The organism is Mesorhizobium sp. BR115XR7A, from assembly GCF_020165315.1.
Taxonomy (GTDB): domain Bacteria; phylum Pseudomonadota; class Alphaproteobacteria; order Rhizobiales; family Rhizobiaceae; genus Mesorhizobium; species Mesorhizobium australicum.
On record NZ_JAIUHW010000016.1, the window covers coordinates 105,135 to 121,263 of the forward strand.

A 16,129-nucleotide genomic window follows, 5' to 3' on the forward strand; every position below is an offset into this window, starting at 1 on the left:
CTGTGGCATATCCGTAGTCCCAGCATTTCGGGTTTCGACAATGAAAGAGAATTTTTCGGTGCAGCCGCCGGATTCCCTGGGCAGCGTCGTCGCCGGCATCGATGTCGGCGGAACTTTCACCGACCTACTCCTGATCGATGGCAAGGACGGTGGCAAGGTGTATCTGGCCAAGACCCCGACCACGGTCGACAACCAGGCCTTTGGCGTGGTTTCGGCGCTCGGCGCCACCGGCTTTCCGATCGACGGCATCGACCTCATCGTGCATGGCACGACCACCACCACCAATGCGGTGCTGGAGCGCCGGCTGGCCAAGACCGGCATGATCACCACGCGCGGTTTTCGCGACGTGATCGAACTCGGCCGGCGGACGCGGCCGCAACCCTATGGCATGACCGGAACCTTCGTCCCAATCATTCCGCGCAACCTGCGCCTCGAAGTGTCGGAGCGCGTCGAGGCGTCGGGTGCGGTGCGCACGCCGCTCGATGAAGCTGAGATGCGCGAGGCGGTACAGACGCTCATCGCGGCCGGCTGCGAATCCCTCGTCATCCATTTCCTCCACTCCTATGCCAACCCTGCGCATGAGCGGCGCGCCGCCGAGATCGCCGCCGAATCCTGGCCGAACGGCTACATCACGTCAGGCCATGCGCTGCTGTCGGAGGCGCGCGAATTCGAGCGCGGGGTGACGGCCTCGGTCAACGCCTCGGTGCAGCCGATCCTGGAGCGCTATGTCGAGCGGCTGCGCAAGGAATTGGCCGACAAGGGCTATGCCCGCGACTTCCTGATCATGAACGGCAATGGCGGCATGATCTCGGCCCGTTTCGTCACACGTGAATCGGCCAAGACGGTCATGTCGGGCCCCGCCTCCGGCGTCATCGCCGCCGCCTATACCGGCAAGCGCGCAGGCTTCGAAAACCTTGTCACCTACGACATGGGCGGCACCTCGACCGACGTGGCGCTGATCCGCAACGCCGAACCGGCTGTCTCGAACGAGATCGAGATCGAATATGCCATGCCCATCCATGTGCCGATGGTGGCGGTGCATACGGTGGGCGCCGGCGGCGGCTCGATCGCCCGCGTCGATGCGGCCGGCCTGATCCAGATCGGCCCGGAAAGTGCCGGCGCCAATCCCGGCCCGATCTGCTATGGGCGCGGCGGCACCGAGCCGACGATCACCGACGCCAACCTGGTGCTCGGCCGGCTGGCGCCGAAGAAGCTGCTCGCCGTCGAAAACCCGGTCACATCGGAGCGCGTCACCAGGATTTTCGAGGACAGGATCGGCAAGGCAACCGGGCTGCCGGGTGTCGAGGCGGCGGGCGCTGTCCTCAGGCTCGGCAACATGAAGATGGCCGGCGCCATCCGCATGGTGTCGGTGTCGCGCGGCCATGATCCCCGCGATTTCGCGCTGTTCGCCTTCGGCGGCGCCGGGCCGCTGCATGCGACGGCGCTCGCGCGCGAACTCGGCCTGCCCAAAGTGCTGGTGCCGGCGCGGCCCGGCATCACCAACGCGCTCGGGTGCGTCGTCGCCGATCTGCGCCATGACTTCGTCAACACCATCAACCAGCCCGTGGTCGTGCTGGACGAAAGCCAGCTGCACCAAGTACTGGAACGGCACCGGAACGAAGGCGAAGAGCTGATCGCCAAGGAAGCGGTGAAGCCGGAAACGATCCGCGTCACCCACTCCGCCGACATGCAGTTCGTCGGCCAGACCCACATCATCAACGTGCCGCTGCCGTCCGCGTCGGTGACCCGAAGCCAATTGCAAGCGTTGTTCGAGAAAGCCTATTTCGCCCGCTTCAAGGTCGAGCTGCCGGAAATCCGCGCCAACCTCGTCAACCTCAACACCTCGGTCACCGGCGTGCGGCCGGCGATCGACCTGTCGCGGCTGATCGACCCGTCCGGGCGGGCAAGGACGCTCGACGGGGCGCGGCGCGAGATCCGACCGGTCTGGTACGCCGGCCGTTGGCACGACACGCCGGTTTACAGCAGGGAAAAGCTGCCGCTCGATGCAGTCATCGAAGGGCCGGCGATCCTCGAACAGATGGATGCGACCACCGTGCTCGAACCCGGCGACCGCGCGCGCTCGGATGCAGACGGCAACATCATCATCGACATTGGCGAGGCCTGACATGTCAGTGGATAGCGCAAAGCTCGACGCCATCACGCTTTCGGTTCTCCAGGCCGCTTTGCAGCAGGTCTGCGACGAGATGGACCTGACCTTTTCCCGCGCCGCCTTCTCGCCCGTGATCGCCGAGGCCAACGACCGCTCGGACGGCATCTATTCCGCCATCGACGGTTCGCTGATCGCGCAGGGCAGTCAGGGCCTGCCGGTGTTTGTCGGCGTCATGCAATATTCGACCAGGACGGTGATCGAGATGATTGCCGACGGCCGCTGCCTGGCCCCGGAGCCGGGCGACATCTACATCGTCAACGATCCCTATCTCGGCGGCACGCATCTGATGGACGTGCGCTTCGCCATGCCGGTCTACCGCGGCGGAAAGATCTTCTGCTGGCTGTCGAACACCGGCCATTGGCCCGACATCGGCGGCTCCGTGCCCGGCGGCTTCTCCGCATCCGCGACCGCTGTCGAGCAGGAGGGTCTGCGGCTGCCGCCGGTAAAACTGTTCAAGAAGGGCGTGCTCGACCCTGAAATCTACGCCATCATCTGCTCCAACATCAGGGTCGCCGACCAGCGCATCGGCGACATCCGGGCGCAGGCCGCCGCGCTGTTGATCGGCCAGGACAGGCTCAAAGGTATCCTGGATCGTTACGGAGACGAAACTGTTGTCGAGGCGATCGCCGAATTACGCCGCCGCGCCGCCGAGCAGATGCGCGCCAATATAGCGGCCATTCCCGATGGCACCTACCGCTCCAAGGCTTTTGTCGATTCCGACGGGGTGGTCAACGAACCGCTGACCATAGCGCTCGCAGTCGACAAGAAGGGCGACACGCTGACCTTCGATTTTTCAGGTTCGTCAAAGCCTTGTGCGGGACCGATGAACAGCGTGCTGGCGACGACCCTGTCCTCGGTCTATCTCGCCATGCGCCACATCTTTCCGGATGTGCCGATCAGCGCCGGCGCCTTCGAGCCGCTCGAGGTCAAGCGGCCGGAAGGCACTTTCCTCGACGCAAAGTATCCGCGCCCGGTCTCCGGGTGCGCCGCCGAGGTCTCGCAGCGCATCGCCGAGGCGGTGTTCGCGGCGATGGTGCAGGCGCTGCCCGACAAGGTGACCGCGGCGCCGGCCGGCTCCAGCGGCAATTTCGCGCTCGGCGGCAACGATCCGGCGCGCGGCCGCGACTACGTCATGTACCAGATATCCGGCGGCGGCTATGGCGGCAATTCGGGGCATGACGGCCTGACCAATGGCTGCTCGACCATCGGCATTTCCAAGTCGCCGCCGGTCGAGATCATGGAGCAGGCCTTTCCGGTGCTCTATCGCCACTATGCCTTGCGCGAAGGCTCGGGCGGCGCCGGCAAGCATCGTGGTGGTTTTGGCCTCGCCTATGAGGTCGAGATCCTGCGCGGCGAGGCGCGCGCCTCCTTTGTCATGGACCATGGCCGTTTCGGTCCGCAGGGCGCCCTTGGCGGTCGGGATGGCGAGCCCAACAGCGTGACCGTGTTCCGCAACGGCGAGGAGCATGTGCCGCCGCACCTCTCCAAGGAGCAGGACATCCCACTGAAGGCCGGCGACCGCGTGCGCGTCGGCACGCCGGGTGGCGGCGGCTATGGCGATCCGCGTGAGCGCGATCCGGAACTGGTCGCACGGGACGTCCAGCTTGGTTATTATACGACGGAGCAAGCCAGGGATCTGTTCGGGGCCGACGCACAAGGAACCTGACCGGACGCGGACTGCCCCGCGCCGTGATCGCCGCGGCACATGTCGTTTCCGTCTCCGCCGGGAGCATGAAAGCCCGTAGACTTCGCCGGTCAATGGAGATCTGGACCATGCGTCTTTTCGGTCGTTTCGTGCTTGCCGCTTCCGTAGCTTTTGCGCTCGCAACCGGTGCTGCTTCCGCCCAGGAGAAAAAGCTGAGGCTTGGTACCGAGGGTGCCTACCCGCCCTTCAACCACGCCAATGCCGACGGCACGCTGGGCGGTTTCGACATCGATCTAGGCAAGGCGCTGTGCGCGCAGATGAAGGTCGAATGCGAGTTCACCGTACAGGATTTCGACGGCTCTATTCCGGCGCTGCAGGCCGGCAAGTTCGATGCCATCATCAACATCACCATCACGCCCGAGCGGGCTGAAAAGGTCGAGTTCACCCACAAATACTACCAGACGCCGCCGGCCATCGCGGTGCCGAAGGACTCGACCATCGCGGGCACCTCGCCCGACGATCTGAAAGGCAAGGTGCTGGGCGTGCAGAGCGCCACCATCCACCAGAATTTCGCCGAGCAGAAATATTCGGGCTCGACCGTCAAGGCCTACCCGACCGGCGACGACGCCCGCACCGACATGGCCAATGGCCGCCTCGACGCGATGATGGACGGCTCGATCATCCTCACCGAATGGCTGAAGAAGCCCGACGGCGCCTGCTGCAAGCTGCTCGGCGCGCTGACGGCCGATCCGGCCATTCACGGCCCGGGGGTCGGCATTGCGCTGCAGAAGGGCAACAAGGAATTGGCCGACAAGTTCAACGCGGCAATCGACGCGCTGCGCGCCAACGGAAAGTACAAGGAAATCAACGACAAGTATTTTTCATTCGACGTCTACGGGAGTTGATCCCGGTACCAATCGAGCTCGGCGGCGCCACCCGGCGCTGCCGATTTTTTATGAATGATGGAGATTTTCGTGGCTGAGCGGCGCTCCCCCTTCTACAGCAGCATCGTTGGGCTGGGTGCGACCATGGGTCGGGTCGGCGGCGATTTCATCTCGGCCAAACATTATTCCGGCATCGCCGACGAACATTTGAATACGCGTAAAAATGTCGGCGTGCAGGACCTCAGCACCATGGGCAAGATGGACATCAAGGGTGCCGACGCGGAGGCGCTGGTCAACCATGTCATTGTCAATGACGCCGCGGCGATGAAGCCGGGCCAAGTACGCTATTCCACCGTCTGTCGGGAGGACGGCGGCATCATGGACGACCTCACCGTGTTCCGGCTGGGCGCGGAGCATTTCATGCTGGTCACCGGTTCGGTCAACCGCCTCAAGATGCTGCCCTGGCTCCAGCATCATGCGCAAGGGCGCAGGGCCTATGTCACCGACATCACGGCCGCCGTCGCCTTCCCCACCATCCAGGGCCCGCGCTCGCGCGATCTCCTGAAGGCGATGATTTCGGACGCCGATCTCGACGGATTGAAGCGCTGGGCCTTCACATCAGGCCATATCAACGGAACGCGGGTCCTGATCTCCCGTACAGGCGTGACCGGCGAACTCGGCTTCGAGCTGTTCGTGCCGGCCGACGAGGCGACCTCGGTTTGGGACGCGCTGATGCGCACTGGCCAAGCTTTCGGCTTGAAACCCTATGGCGTGCTGGCCATGTTCACGCTCGGCCTGGAAAAGGCCTATCCGGCGCACGGCATCGACATGGACGAGACGCGCACGCCGTTCCATGTCGGCCTCGACCGCTGGATCAAGTTCGATAAGGGCGATTTCATCGGCCGGGACGCGCTGCTCGAGCTGCGCGACAAGAGCCTCGACGAGCGCTGGACCGGGCTGATCCTCGACGGCGACAAGCCGTCCGCGACGGATGCACGGGTGATGGTCGACGGCGAGGACGCCGGCGTGGTCACCTACAGCGACCACGGCTATTCCCTGGGCAAGGTGCTGGCGACAGCGCATTTGCGATTGCCCTTCACGGCCATAGGCACGGAACTTAGCATCGATATTGACGGCAAACCGACCCGCGCGGTGGTGGTGCCGATGCCGTTCTTCGACCCGGAAGGGGCGAGGCTGAGGGGCTAGCGCGGCTTGGCTGAAAATCGTTGTGGTTCTCAAATTACTTATGGTGACCATCGCCGACGCTCCATGAGAAGCTCATGGTCGGCCCTGAATACCAGCCGGCTCACTATCCCCGCCGATCCAGCCTCGCCACCAGCCGGTCACCCACCCACTGGATGCCGCAGACCAGGATGATCAGCACGATCACCACGGCGACCATCACCGACGTCTCGAAGCGCTGGTAGCCGTAACGGATGGCAAGGTCGCCGAGGCCGCCGGCACCGATGGCTCCTGCCATCGCCGAGGCGCCGACCAGCGTCACCAGCGTCACGGTGAAGCCGGCAACGATGCCGGGGAGCGCCTCGGGCACCAGCACTTCGCGGATGATCGTCCAGCGATTGCCGCCCATGGCGCGCGCCGCCTCGATCAGTCCGTGGTCGACCTCGCGCAATGACACTTCGGCGATCCGCGCATAGTAGGGCGTGGCGGCGATCGACAGCGGCACGATGGCCGCCCATGTGCCGATCGATGTGCCGACGATCAGCCGCGTCACCGGGATCAGCGCCACCAGAAGGATGATGAACGGCACCGAGCGGAAGCCGTTGATCACGGCGCCGAGCACGCGGTTCACCCAGGGGTTTTCCGCGATGCCGCCGCGTTCGGTGGCAATCAGGGCCAGCCCGAGCGGCAGGCCGAACACCAGCGAGATCAGGCCGGAGGCGGCCGTCATCAGCACCGTCTCCCAGATCGATCGCAACAGAAGCTCAAACAGGACTGGCGACATGGCCAAGCACCTCCACCCGCGCCTGGCGAGATTTCAGGAATGTGATGATTTTCGCGAGATGGCTCGCATCGCTGCCGGGAACGGAAAGGAACAGCGTTCCGACCGGCTGCCGCTGGATGTGGTCGATGCCGCCATGGACGAGGCGGAAGGGACCGGGCACGGCGGCCGCAAGGTCGGACAGCAACGGCTCGCGCGCCGCGTCGCCCGCCACGTCGACGCGCAGAACCGTTTCGGTGCCGGCTGCCGGCAGCAGCCGCGCCGCCAGCTCCGGCGGAAGTTGCGGCCGGATGGTCCCGAGCAGGCGTCTTGTGATGTCCGATTGCGGATCGGAAAACACCGACCAGACCGGCCCTTCCTCGACGATGCGCCCGGCGTCGATCACCGCCACGCGGTCAGCGATCGAGCGGATCACCTCCATCTCGTGGGTGATCAAAAGGATGGTCAGGCCAAGCTGGCGGTTGATATCCTTCAGCAGGGCGAGAATGGAGCGCGTCGTCTCCGGGTCGAGTGCCGAGGTCGCCTCGTCCGACAGAAGCAGCGCCGGCCGCGCGGCAAGCGCTCGGGCGATGCCAACGCGCTGTTTCTGCCCGCCGGACAGCGACGCCGGATAGGCTTTTGCCTTCTCCGACAGGCCGACGAGATCGAGCAGCTCCGCCGCCCGCTTCAGCCGCTCCGCCTTCGGCCGGCCCTCGATCTTGAGCGGCAGCGCCACATTGTCCTCGACGATCTTGGCCGACAGCAGGTTGAAATGCTGGAAGATCATGCCGATGCGCCGCCGCAACGGCTGCAACTCGCGCTCGCCAAGTCGGCTGATCTCGCGACCTTCGATGAACACCTCGCCGGTGTCAGGCCGCTCCAGTCCGTTCAGGCAGCGGATCAGGGTGGACTTGCCAGCACCGCTGCGGCCGATGATGCCGAGAACCTCGCCCTTGCGCACCGTCAAGGTAATGCCGTCGAGCGCCGCCGTTTGACCGAAGCGGCGCTTCAGGTCGACAAGGCGCACCACGTCCTGCGTGGCGGCCTGATCCGCGGCCTCGGTGGTTGCGATAAAATGCTGGTTCATAGGCAGGTCCCGAAATGCGATCGCAGCCCGCGCATCGCGCGGACCGCTTAAGCTGTCAAAGGCACGTCGGTGCCCGCATAACTCAATAGGCGCTGAGGCCGGTGCCCTTGTAGACCTTGTCGAACTCGGCCTTCACAGCCTCGTTCTGGTAGGACGCGACCAGCGTCTTCACCCAGGCCTCGTTTTCATTGCCGACCTTGACCGCGATGAAGTTGCGGTACGGATTGTCCGCGATCGGCTCCTGAGCGATGCGGTTCTCCGGCGTCAGGCCGCTCTTCAGCGCCCAGTCGGTGTTAACCACGGCGGCGTCGAGATCCTCGACCGAGCGGCCGACGATGCCGGCATCCAACTCCTTGATCTCGACCTTTTTCGCATTTTCGGCGATGTCGGCGGTGGTGGCGAGAATGCCGGTGCCATCCCTGAGCTTGATCACGCCCTCATTCTGCAGCACGCGCAGCGCCCGGCCTTCGTTGGACGGGTCGTTCGGCACGCCGATCACCGCGCCCTCCGGCAGATCGGCAACCTTGGTGTACTTCTTGGAGTAGAGGCCGATCGGCCACACGCCGGTATAGCCGACACGCACGATGTGGTAGCCCTGCGTCTTGATCTGATTGTCGAGATAGGGCTGGTGCTGAAAGGCGTTGGCGTCGATCTCGCCGCGCTCCAGCGCCTCGTTGGGCTGGGTGTAGTCGTTGAACACCACGGTCTCGATGCTGAGGCCCTTTTCGGCTGCTTGCGCGACGACGACACGCCAAACATCCTCGTCCTCGCCGCTGATGATGCCGACCTTGATCGCCTTCTTGTCCTCGGCCAAGGACGCATGCGGCGCCATCAGGCTGCCGATCGCGACGGCCGACGCGAACAGCAGAGCGAGGCCGCTGCGGCGGGTGAGGGGTGACCGTGGGGAAGAGGGCAAAGTGTTGTTGGGATCGGACATGATTGATCTCTGCGATTGTGAAGTCATGGCAGCAAGGCGGATTGCCGAGGCTTGTTCACATCGTCAGAAATTCTACTGATTTTATCAAAGAACGTGTTTCGCCGTTCTCGGCAAAGCCGGGAATATTCTCTCAAAAAACTCAGGGATGTGAGCACAGGACGCCGCCGGGTCGACCATGACGGCGCCGCGCCGCCATCCGGAGATGTCGGGAAGGCAGTCAAGTTTTCAACGAGCCCGCCTCTGCCGACCGGCTGCGCAATATCTCATGCGGTTCGATTGAGCTTCGAGGACATCGCCCGAAAATGATAGACGGCCCTCGTTGGCTGCCGGGTCATCCACGGCGAAGTCAAAAAGCTTTGCGGCTTGCTCAGCCACTTTTTCGTGAAGCTGCGCGGGTTGATCCGACCGCCGGCTTGCCTAGGTAGAGAGGGCGGCCGGGCGCCACGCGATCTCAATAATCGGTATGACATTTTCCTGCATTCGAAAGCTTGCCCTTTCCGGCCTCATCGTCGTCATCCAGTCCTCCTGCGTCGTTCCCGACGACACGTCGCGCATCGCCAAGGTCGATCCCACGGCGGCCGCGGCACGCAAGGAGATGGTCGGCCTCAGCGAAGCCGATGTTCGAATGTGCGCGGGATTTCCGACCGCCACAGCGGATGTCGGCCAGTCCGGGCAGATCTGGACCTATAAGCGCGTCGTCCAGCGCGGCAATCTCAGCGTCGTCGTTCCTGCCCTGGCCGTGGGGGCGATCCCGACGGTCGGCGGTTCCGTCAATGTCGCTCCCGGCGGTTACTGCGACACGCAGGTCCGCATGGTCGGCGGCCGTGTCGCCGAAGTTGCCTACGCCGGCGACAACAACCTGCCGAACAAGCGCGACGCGCTTTGTGTCAGCACCGTGGATGCCTGCGTGACCTATGCCCGCCAACACAGGCCGGCGGCCAAATAGCGGCAGCGGATTTCGCGGGACCGGCGATGGCCCGACACTCGGTGTTTGACGTGGATGGCGTTGAGGGCTTGACTGACCCGCCGGACCGAATACGCTAGGGCAAAATACCGGCTCTGATCGCCGGGCGGCAAATATGCCTCGTATGCCTCGCCCTTGCGGCGCTGGCTGCGGGGCATTGTCATTTTGGGGATCGGTTTGAAACGGCGCATCGAGATCGGCATCCTCTATTCCCGCTCGGGAAGCTATCAGCTCGTCTCCGACGCGTGCCGGATGGGCGCCATGCGCGCGATCGCCGACATCAACGCCGACAGGAGCTCAGGCATCGAACTGGTGCCGGTCGAGCGCGACCCGCAAAGCAATGCCGACCGTTACGCGACGCTGTGCGAAGACATCTTCAGGACCAGCGGTGCACGCCATGTCGTCGGCTGCGTCACTTCCTGGAGCCGCAAGGAGACCATCCCTGTGCTGGAGAAGGCGGGTGGCATGCTCTGGTACGCCTGCCCCTATGAGGGCTTCGAGGCCAATGAGCATGTCGTCTATATGCATGCTTGCCCCAACCAGCATCTGGTGCCGCTTATGGCCCATGTCGTGCCGCGCTTCGGCGCCAACGGTTTCCTGCTCGGGTCGAACTACATCTGGGGCTGGGAGATGAACCGTGTTGCGCGCGACCTCATCGCCGATGCCGGCGGCAAGGTGCTGGGCGAGCGCTATCTGCGCATCGGCGAGACCGACGTGTCGCGGCTGATCGCCGAGATACGCGCGACGCGACCGAACTTCATCCTCAACAACCTGATCGGCACCTCGTCCTATGCCTTCCTGGCGGCCTATCGTGATCTGGCGGGCGAGGATGCGGCTTTCAGTCCTGAATCTTGCCCAGTGATCTCCTGCAACCTGACCGAAGGCGAACTGCCGGCGATCGGCGAAACGGGCAAGGGTCATCTGTCGGTCGGACCGTATTTCGCGCCGCGGCCGGCCGCCTTCGCGTCGTCCTTCGAAGCCTCCGCCTATGCTTCGGTGCAGGTAATGGCCGACGTGCTGTCGCGCGATCCCGACGCCGGCCCGGCCGAATTTTCCAAGGCCTTCGCCGAGCGGCGCTTCTCCACGCGGCTCGGCCCGATCGCCATCGACGCCCATTCCCAGCACGCCACGCTGCCTGTCATCATCGGCCGGATCGCGGACGGCTATTTCGAAGTCGTCAGCCGGCAGCACGAGGTCGCGCCGGACCCGTACCTGTCGCGCTACGACCCCGCAAAGACATTCGGCCGGCCACGCTTGCGGGTGGTGTCGTGACCAGAACCCCGCGCATCCCCAATCTCGGCGGCGCCAGGGCCTTTGTCCTGCATCGCCCGCACCCGACGATGCAGGCGATCACCAGGCAGTTGTCGGCCATCGGCCTTGTCACCGTGGATTGCTGGCCGGAACTGGCGCCGGAGGCGCTGGCCGCCGACTTCGTCTTCTTCGACGCCGATCTCGGCTTCGACGAACAATTTCCCTGGAAGCCGGGCGAGGCGCCGATGCCGCTGGTGGCGCTGATCGGTTCGGAGGCGCCGGGCCGCATCGAATGGGCGCTGTCGCACAAGGCCGACGCCCAGCTCCTGAAGCCGGTCGGCAATGCCGGGGTCTACAGCGCGCTGCTGATCGCGCGCCAGAGTTTCGAGGCGAGAAAACATTTAGCCGGCGAAATTGCCGCATTGCGCCAGCGGGTCGCCGAACGCCAGACCGTCGTGCGGGCTGTCTCGGCTTTGTCGAAAGGCGGCGACGACGACCGCGCCTATGCACAGCTGCGCTCGCTGGCGATGAGCTGGCAGATCAGCGTCGAGGACGCCGCGCGCCGGATCGTGGCGATGATGGAGGAAGCCAAGACCGGGGAAGCCAAGACCGGGGAAGACCACATCGGAGATGAGAGCGGCGATGACCAACCCCATCGCGCCTGATCTCATGGCAGGGCGCATGCCGGCCAGACCGCGCGCCGGTGTCTGGCGCCGGCTGGTCAAGCGCCGCCTGGCGCTGCTCGGCCTGGTTATCGTCGCCATTGTCGTTGCCGGTGCGATCCTGGCGCCATGGCTGACCGGCTACGATCCCAACGAACAGATGTTCGACGGTCTCACCATCGAGGGCTCGCCTCTGCCGCCGAGCGCGAAATTCTGGCTGGGCACCGACCTGCTCGGGCGTGACCTGTTGACCCGCATCCTCTACGGCGCGCGCACCTCGCTGATCATCGGCATCGTCGCCAACGGCGTCGCGCTTTTGATCGGCACGCTGGTCGGCGTCACCGCCGGCTATTTCCGCGGCTGGATCGGCGGCGCGCTGATGCGCTTCACCGATTTGATGATGGCGTTTCCGGCGCTGCTGCTCGCCATCTGCCTGGCGGCGGTGTTCCAGCCGAGCCTGTGGATCGTCGCCATGGTCATCGCGCTGGTCAACTGGGTGCAGACCGCCCGCGTCGTCTACACCGAGACCTCGTCACTCGCCGAACGCGAGTTCATCGATGCCGAACGCACCATCGGGGCCGGCGCGCCGCGCATCCTGTTTCGCCACATCCTGCCGCATCTCCTGCCGACCATCATCGTCTGGGGCACGCTCGGCATCTCGACCACGGTGCTGCTCGAGGCCACGCTCTCCTTCCTCGGCATCGGCGTGCAGCCGCCGACGGCGTCATGGGGCAATATCATCTTCGAGAACCAGACCTATTTCCAGGCGGCACCCTGGCTGGTGTTCTTCCCCGGCGCCGCGATCCTGGCCCTGGCGCTGGCCTTCAACCTGATCGGCGACGCGCTGCGCGACATTCTCGATCCGACGCAAAGGGGCCGGGCATGATCGCTTATCTCGGCCGCCGGCTGATCCAGTCGCTGCTCATCCTGCTCGGCGTCTCGCTGATCACCTTCGCGCTGCTCTATCTCCTGCCCGCCGACCCGGTGCGCCAGATCGCCGGCCGCAGCGCCACGCCGCAGACGGTCGAGAACATCCGCCAGCAGCTCGGCCTCGACCAGCCCTTCGTCGTCCAGTACTGGCATTATCTGACGAGGCTCGTCAGCGGCGATCTCGGCCGCTCCTACATCCAGCGCTCGGAGGTGACCGAACTCATCGTCTCGCGGCTGCCGGCGAGCCTGCTGCTGATGGTCGGCGCCATCCTGTGCGAGCTGCTGATCGGCCTCTCGATGGGCCTGATCGCCGCCGTCAAGCGCGGCACCGCCACCGACCAGACCCTGATGGTCGCCTCCTTCATCGGCGTCTCGGCGCCGCAATTCGTCGTCGGCCTGCTGCTGCTCTATGTCTTCGCGGTCAGATTGAGCTGGTTCCCGATCGGCGGCTATGGCACATGGCGCCATCTCGTGCTGCCGTCGCTCACCATGGGCATCCTCGGCGCCGGCTGGTATGCGCGCATGATGCGCTCGTCGATGATCGACGTGCTGCGCCAGGATTACGTCCGCACCGCGCGTGCCAAGGGCCTGGCTCGGGGCGCCATCATCTTCCGCCATGCGCTGCCCAACGCCATCCTGCCGGTCGTCGCCATGATCGGCATCGACATCGGCATCTTCATGGGCGGCATCGTCGTGGTCGAAAGCGTGTTCGGCTGGCCCGGCATCGGCCAGCTCGCCTGGCAAGCCATCCAGCGCGTCGACATCCCCATCATCATGGGCGTCACGCTGGTCTCGGCCTTCGCAATCGTGCTCGGCAATCTCCTGGCCGACATCATCGCGCCCTTCATCGACCCCCGTATCAAACTGAGATGAGCATCAAACTCAGATGAAACCAGAAAACAAACAGAGAAAGGGAACAGGACAATGAAGAAGTTTCTCGCATCGACCGTCGCGGCATCGGCGCTGGCGCTGATGCTCGGCATGACAAGCGCCCGCGCCGAGGACACCGTCGACCCGAACGCCAAGCAGGGCGGCGCCGTCACCATCACCTACAAGGACGACGTCGCGACCCTCGACCCGGCCATCGGCTATGACTGGCAGAACTGGTCGATGATCAAGAGCCTGTTCGACGGCTTGATGGACTACGAGCCCGGCACCACCAACCTCAAGCCCGACCTCGCCGAGAGCTACGAGATTTCGCCCGACGGCAAGACCTTTACCTTCAAGCTGCGCCATGGCGTGAAGTTCCACAATGGCCGCGAGATGACCGCCGAAGACGTGAAATATTCGCTGGACCGCGTCACCAATCCGAAGACGCAGAGCCCCGGCGCCGGCTTCTTCGGCTCGATCAAGGGCTATGACGATGTCGCCGCCGGCAAGGCCGAGACGCTGTCCGGCGTCACCGTCGTCGACCCCTACACGGTCAAGTTCGAGCTGACCCGCCCGGACGCCACCTTCCTGCATGTCATGGCCATCAACTTTTCCCATGTCGTGCCGAAGGAAGAGGTCGAGAAATACGGCGCCGATTTCGGCAAGCATCCGGTCGGCACCGGCGCCTTCAAGCTGGCGGAATGGACGCTTGGCCAGCGCATCGTGTTCGAACGAAACGCGGACTATTGGCACAAGGGCCTGCCGCATCTCGACAAGATCACCTTCGAGATCGGCCAGGAGCCGATCGTGGCGCTGCTGCGCCTGCAGAAGGGCGAGATCGACGTGCCTGGCGACGGCATTCCGCCGGCCAAATTCCAGGAGGTGATGGCCGATCCCGAGCAGAAGGCGCGTGTCGTCGAAGGAGGCCAGCTGCACACCGGCTATGTCACCATGAACACAACCATGGCGCCGTTCGACAATGTGAAGGTGCGACAGGCTGTCAACATGGCGCTCAACAAGGCGCGCATCATCCAGATCATCAACGGCCGCGCCGTGCCGGCCAACCAGCCGCTGCCGCCGTCGATGCCCGGCTACGACAAGGCGTACAAGGGCTACCCCTATGACGTCGCCAAGGCCAAGGCGCTGCTGGCCGAGGCCGGTCATCCCGATGGCTTCGACACGCAATTGTTCGCCATGAACACCGACCCCAACCCGCGCATCGCCCAGGCGATTCAGCAGGACCTGGCGGCCATCGGCATCAAGGCCAGCATCCAGTCGCTGGCCCAGGCCAACGTCATCGCCGCCGGCGGCGACAAGGCCGGCGCGCCGATGATCTGGTCGGGCGGCATGGCCTGGATCGCCGACTTCCCGGATCCGTCCAACTTCTACGGCCCGATCCTCGGCTGCGCCGGTGCGGTACCGGGCGGCTGGAACTGGTCGTGGTATTGCAACAAGGATCTCGACGCCAAGGCGGCCGAGGCCGATTCGGTGGTCGACCCGGCCAAGGCCGCCGAGCGCGACAAGATGTGGAGCGCCATCTACGACAAGGTGATGGAGGACGCCCCCTGGGCGCCGGTCTTCAACGAACAGCGCTTCACCATGAAATCGGCGCGCATGGGCGGCGCCGACAACCTCTATGTCGACCCGGTCCATATCCCGATCAACTATGACAATGTGTACGTAAAAGATGTGCAATAACTGCGATTACACCATCCACGGGCGCCATCACCATTTCGGCTGGGACAATTCCTTTGTCCCGGCCGAGCGGGTGGCGCCCGGCTCGATCATCGAGTTCCAGTGCCTCGATTCCTCGGGCGGCCAGTTGCAGCCCGGCAGCACCGTCGCCGACATCGCCAAGCTCGACTTTGGCCAGATCAACCCGGTCACCGGGCCGATCTTCGTCGAGGGCGCCGAGCCGGGTGACGCGCTGAAGGTGACGATCGAGATGTTCAAACCGTCCGGCTTCGGCTGGACGGCGAACATTCCCGGTTTCGGCCTGCTCGCCGACGATTTCCAGGAGCCGGCGCTCAACATCTGGAAATACGATGCCGCCTCGCTGGAGCCGGCATTGTTTGGCAAAAACGCCCGCGTGCCGCTAAAGCCATTCGCCGGCACCATCGGCAACGCGCCGGCCGAAATGGGCCATCACTCGGTGGTGCCGCCGCGCCGCGTCGGCGGCAATCTCGACATCCGCGATCTCGCCGCCGGCACCACGCTCTATCTGCCGGTTGAGGTGGCGGGCGCGCTGTTCTCGGTCGGCGACACGCATGCCGCGCAAGGCGACGGCGAGGTCTGCGGCACGGCGATCGAAAGCCCGATGAACGTGGTGCTGAAACTCGACCTGGTGAAAGATGCGCGGCTGAAAACGCCGCGCTTCACCACGCCCGGTCCGGTGACCCGCCATCTCGATGCCAAGGGCTATGAGGTGACGACGGGGATCGGGCCGGACCTGATGGCGGGCGCGAAGGAGGCCGTGGCGCAGATGGTCGACCTGCTCGCCGGCCGCTACCAGATCGACCCGGTCGAAGCCTACATGCTGGCCTCGGTCTGCGGCGACCTGCGCATCAGCGAGATCGTCGACATGCCCAACTGGGTGGTGTCGTTCTACTTCCCGCGCTGCGTGTTTGAATGACAGGTCAGCGTCTAGGCACCCCCCTCTGGCCTGCCGGCCATCTCCCCCGCAAGGGGGGAGATCGGATCGCGCTTGGGCTTTCGCCAATCGTCACCGTTGGAAGAGAGGCGGGGCGTGGGAACTGCCAATCTCCCCCCGTGCGGGGGAGATGCCCG

The 16,129-nt window shown here is 64.8% G+C and carries 14 protein-coding genes; 11 read left to right on the forward strand and 3 right to left on the reverse strand.

The window, feature by feature from the left end:
• Window positions 1–40 precede the first annotated feature (40 nt).
• From LB557_RS27725 to LB557_RS27740, 4 genes are all read left to right on the forward strand, one after another.
• Window positions 41–2,125, forward strand: a complete 2,085-nt coding sequence (locus LB557_RS27725) for a hydantoinase/oxoprolinase family protein (protein WP_224642055.1) — start codon at window positions 41–43, stop codon at window positions 2,123–2,125.
• A gap of 1 nt (window position 2,126) precedes the next feature.
• On the forward strand, window positions 2,127–3,836 hold the full coding sequence (locus LB557_RS27730; protein ID WP_224642056.1) for a hydantoinase B/oxoprolinase family protein: 1,710 nt from the start codon (window positions 2,127–2,129) through the stop codon (window positions 3,834–3,836).
• A 107-nt stretch (window positions 3,837–3,943) separates the two neighbouring features.
• Entirely contained in the window at window positions 3,944–4,720 is a 777-nt protein-coding gene (locus LB557_RS27735) for an ABC transporter substrate-binding protein (protein WP_224586854.1), read from the forward strand.
• 54 nt (window positions 4,721–4,774) lie between these two features.
• Complete coding sequence (locus tag LB557_RS27740) at window positions 4,775–5,905, forward strand: aminomethyltransferase family protein (protein ID WP_318013381.1); 1,131 nt, start codon at window positions 4,775–4,777, stop codon at window positions 5,903–5,905.
• A 103-nt stretch (window positions 5,906–6,008) separates the two neighbouring features.
• Here the strand turns inward: LB557_RS27740 and LB557_RS27745 are convergent, their stop codons facing one another.
• From LB557_RS27745 to LB557_RS27755, 3 genes are all read right to left on the reverse strand, one after another.
• Window positions 6,009–6,665 (reverse strand): methionine ABC transporter permease, encoded by a 657-nt coding sequence (locus tag LB557_RS27745; RefSeq protein WP_140660263.1) that lies wholly within the window; start codon window positions 6,663–6,665, stop codon window positions 6,009–6,011.
• Window positions 6,646–7,728, reverse strand: a complete 1,083-nt coding sequence (locus LB557_RS27750; RefSeq protein ID WP_224642060.1) for a methionine ABC transporter ATP-binding protein — start codon at window positions 7,726–7,728, stop codon at window positions 6,646–6,648. The genes LB557_RS27745 and LB557_RS27750 overlap by 20 nt, the downstream gene beginning before the upstream one ends.
• An 82-nt stretch (window positions 7,729–7,810) precedes the next feature.
• Window positions 7,811–8,665, reverse strand: a complete 855-nt coding sequence (locus tag LB557_RS27755) for a MetQ/NlpA family lipoprotein (RefSeq protein ID WP_140711903.1) — start codon at window positions 8,663–8,665, stop codon at window positions 7,811–7,813.
• Window positions 8,666–9,128: 463 nt separating this feature from the next.
• On the opposite strand from LB557_RS27755, the gene LB557_RS27760 reads away from it, so the two are divergent.
• The 7 genes from LB557_RS27760 (at window position 9,129) to LB557_RS27790 (ending at window position 15,974) form a co-directional block, all read left to right on the forward strand.
• On the forward strand, window positions 9,129–9,611 hold the full coding sequence (locus tag LB557_RS27760; protein WP_224642061.1) for a hypothetical protein: 483 nt from the start codon (window positions 9,129–9,131) through the stop codon (window positions 9,609–9,611).
• A 195-nt stretch (window positions 9,612–9,806) separates the two neighbouring features.
• Window positions 9,807–10,901, forward strand: coding sequence for a transporter substrate-binding protein (locus LB557_RS27765; RefSeq protein WP_140660260.1), 1,095 nt, complete (start codon window positions 9,807–9,809; stop codon window positions 10,899–10,901).
• Window positions 10,898–11,545 (forward strand): ANTAR domain-containing response regulator, encoded by a 648-nt coding sequence (locus LB557_RS27770; RefSeq protein ID WP_224642063.1) that lies wholly within the window; start codon window positions 10,898–10,900, stop codon window positions 11,543–11,545. Before LB557_RS27765 ends, LB557_RS27770 begins: the two co-directional genes overlap by 4 nt.
• Window positions 11,523–12,428 carry an ABC transporter permease gene (locus LB557_RS27775; RefSeq protein ID WP_224642065.1) on the forward strand — a complete coding sequence of 302 codons (906 nt, stop codon included), beginning with the start codon at window positions 11,523–11,525 and terminating at the stop codon, window positions 12,426–12,428. The genes LB557_RS27770 and LB557_RS27775 overlap by 23 nt, the downstream gene beginning before the upstream one ends.
• Entirely contained in the window at window positions 12,425–13,345 is a 921-nt protein-coding gene (locus LB557_RS27780) for an ABC transporter permease (RefSeq protein WP_140660257.1), read from the forward strand. The genes LB557_RS27775 and LB557_RS27780 overlap by 4 nt, the downstream gene beginning before the upstream one ends.
• A 51-nt stretch (window positions 13,346–13,396) precedes the next feature.
• Window positions 13,397–15,040, forward strand: coding sequence for an ABC transporter substrate-binding protein (locus LB557_RS27785; protein WP_224642067.1), 1,644 nt, complete (start codon window positions 13,397–13,399; stop codon window positions 15,038–15,040).
• Window positions 15,030–15,974 carry an acetamidase/formamidase family protein gene (locus LB557_RS27790; RefSeq protein WP_224642069.1) on the forward strand — a complete coding sequence of 315 codons (945 nt, stop codon included), beginning with the start codon at window positions 15,030–15,032 and terminating at the stop codon, window positions 15,972–15,974. The genes LB557_RS27785 and LB557_RS27790 overlap by 11 nt, the downstream gene beginning before the upstream one ends.
• Window positions 15,975–16,129 lie beyond the last annotated feature (155 nt).